Source organism: Salinivirga sp., from assembly GCF_035268865.1.
In the GTDB taxonomy this organism is placed as follows: domain Bacteria; phylum Bacteroidota; class Bacteroidia; order Bacteroidales; family Salinivirgaceae; genus Salinivirga.
This window is the reverse complement of the sequence record NZ_DATFKB010000216.1, coordinates 1-2,747: the sequence shown is the minus strand read 5'-3', so window position 1 is coordinate 2,747 and position 2,747 is coordinate 1. Positions and strand designations below refer to the sequence as shown.

Below are 2,747 nucleotides of genomic sequence, written 5' to 3'. Positions count from 1 at the left end.
GTAAAGTACTCCACAATTGAAAATGCAGCCTTGCAAAACATAGCGCTGGGCGAATTGGCGCTTTGGCAAAATAAAAGTAAGCCTTCGGTCTTGGGCGTCTTGACTGGTATTGGATGGATGAGTATTTTTGTCTAATCTGCGGAAAAATTGCTTTTTTTTAGCTGGCATCATCAGTTTAGCCGATCTTTTCAGATCATACTGCCCCCCTCAAAAAACAATAGCTTCAATTTTTTTTTATTCTGATGGCTGCCAGTTCGGCGGGAGAAGTTCATCAAGCTTGTTGGCTTTATGATCTGATATGCGTGAAAGCACATCTTTTAACCATAGCGACGGATCAATGTTGTTCATTTTACAGCTACCAACGAATGAATAGATCATGGCTGCCCGATGTGCTCCTTCATGTGACCCGGCAAATAAATAGTTCTTACGGCCAAGAGCCACCGGACGGATGGAGTTCTCTATCAGGTTGTTGTCTATTTCATAACGTCCATCTTCTACGTAGCGTTCCAAACGTGGCCATAGGTTAAGTGTGTAAGCTATAGCTTTCCCCATGGTGCTCTTGGGCAATACCTCACGCAGTTGTGTTTTTAGGTAATTGTGCAACTCATTCAATATGGGTGCCGACTCTTTCTGGCGAAGTGCCTTGCGGTCAGCAAATGACATTTGTTCTTCCCGCGCTGTACGTTCAATTTTATAAAGTGCTTGCATTTGCTTAAGCACATAGCCCGCCCGCTCCGGATCGTTCTCCAGTCCATGTTCAAACTTACGTCTTGCATGAGCCATACAGGCCAATAAGATCATATTAGCTTTTTTTCCAAATGAATCGTATGCGATATAACCATCTGTTTGCAGGGTGCCGTTATAATTCCTTAGGATTTCTTCAGGACCATCCCGGCCACGACCTCTCCGGTAATCGAAATAAACAAGCTTGTTGAGTGGCGAATAATATACCCAGTGATAACCTTTGTGGGTAGATCCTGGCTTGGCAGCTGTAAGCACTGAGATAGGTGTTTCATCGGCCATCAGGTAATCTGTGTCCAACACCGAGTAATGCAGCTTATCGTACAAAGGTTCCAGTAAGCGGCATGTGGCTGAAAACCAATCGTTGATAGTGCTTTCTGCTATATCCAGTCCATAGCGTTTAAGTATTTGCCTTTGTCTATAAAAAGGTAAATGATCAATGAACTTGCTTATGGACAGAAAAGCTAACAAGCCAGGCCCTGCATTGCCGCGAGGGATAGGCAACGAAGGCAGTTCCGCAACTTTAACACCGTCTTTATTCGGGGTCACATATTTAGGGCGATGATAAGATTTTACGTACAATTTGGCCTCTTGGTATTCAAGTATTTCGGTGACAGTTTCTCCTATCTTCTGATCCCCGTCTTTTTTATCCGTAGGTTCCAGTATGTATTTCTCACGGGGTAAATGCGATGGCAGCGGCACGCGCACAGCCTTTTTGCCTTTCGATTTCTTTTTACGCTTATAGGTAACTTCTTCTATTTGTTTTTCTTCAACAGGCTTTTTCTCTATAGTTTCCCAAAAATCAAGCTTTAATTGACTTTTGTCCTCTTCGGGCATAAAACGCTCACTCTTAGAACCAAAAACCATCCTTTTCAATTGAGCTAATTGGTAATTTATCTGGGCGATCTGGAGTTTGTAACTTTCATTTTCCTTTAACAAAGAATGATAAGTTGCCGCAGAAATAGTGATCGTTTCTTCCTGTATGTTACCTTTGTTTTGCACAATGCAAATATACAAAAAATAGGCATTAAAACCCAATGTTTTCAACGGATTTGGTCACTTTTTTCAAGAAAAAAACGCTTCCTTTTTCTGATGTGTTTCAATGATATTCCTTCGATCATCATAATAAGATCAGTCCACTTTATTTGGAGTGATTTCTGATGGTTTTCGAATGGTGGAATTTCGATGGTGCCTGATTCAATACGTTTATAATACAGAACAAAACCACCTTGTTCCCATTGCATCAGTTTTATTTTATCGCGGCGGCGGTTGATAAAAATAAAAACATCGCCAGACATTGGGTTACGATGTAATTGGCTTTGTACGATCCCACAAAGCCCATCGAAGCTTTTCCGCATATCGGTGACCTCTTTGTAGAGAAAAAACCGTGACGTTGATGAAAGGCTAAACATATCTTCAGACTAATGTCAATAGTTGCTTGATAATTATTGGCGAAGTATCCAGCGGAATTTGAATACTAACACCAGTGGGCAGGTTGATTTTCATTTGGCCATCTTCTCTATCGGCAGCATGGGTATCTATCGCAACAAATCCACGATCATTTTTGTGAACCTCTTCATAATATCTTTTCTGCCAATAATAATACTTGGACAGTGGGATATTCTGTTCATGACAAAAGTCTTTCTTGTGTTGGCCGCTACTTTGGCACTGCTCCACTATATCGAACATCCGCTGTGCTTTTTCTTCGAGTCTTTCCTGTGACATAAAATGATTTTTGCTCCAAAGATATGGCGATAGAATCAGCGCTGCAATACGTCGCAGGCCGAAGGGATACGCATAAAGTGCTTTTTATAATAAGGGAGCGGGAGCCAAGAAGTTTGATTTATAAACCCCAGAAGGTAAAGGTACTCAGGCTATTCGCATACTCACGAAACCAAAAATCATATTTTCATTTCATTCTTTTTGAAAAACAGGTTGATTTATTATAATTCTAAAAACTATATGAGTTGCAGTATAAATGCATCCTTAGAATACAGAAAATATAC

General features: G+C 40.8%; 3 protein-coding genes. All 3 read right to left on the bottom strand.

What is annotated here, in order from left to right; all coding sequences use genetic code 11:
* Nucleotides 1–234: 234 nt before the first annotated feature.
* The 3 genes from tnpC to tnpA are packed head-to-tail and all read right to left on the bottom strand — an operon-like array spanning nucleotide 235 to nucleotide 2,466.
* A complete protein-coding gene (tnpC, locus tag VJ937_RS12885; RefSeq protein ID WP_324067755.1) occupies nucleotides 235–1,743 on the bottom strand; it encodes an IS66 family transposase in 1,509 nt (502 codons plus the stop codon).
* A gap of 41 nt (nucleotides 1,744–1,784) precedes the next feature.
* The gene (tnpB, locus tag VJ937_RS12880; RefSeq protein ID WP_324067753.1) at nucleotides 1,785–2,153 is read right to left on the bottom strand and encodes an IS66 family insertion sequence element accessory protein TnpB; all 369 of its coding nucleotides are present in this window, start codon (nucleotides 2,151–2,153) and stop codon (nucleotides 1,785–1,787) included.
* A gap of 4 nt (nucleotides 2,154–2,157) precedes the next feature.
* Entirely contained in the window at nucleotides 2,158–2,466 is a 309-nt protein-coding gene (tnpA, locus tag VJ937_RS12875; protein ID WP_324067751.1) for an IS66 family insertion sequence element accessory protein TnpA, read from the bottom strand.
* Between the last annotated feature and the right edge of the window lie 281 nt (nucleotides 2,467–2,747).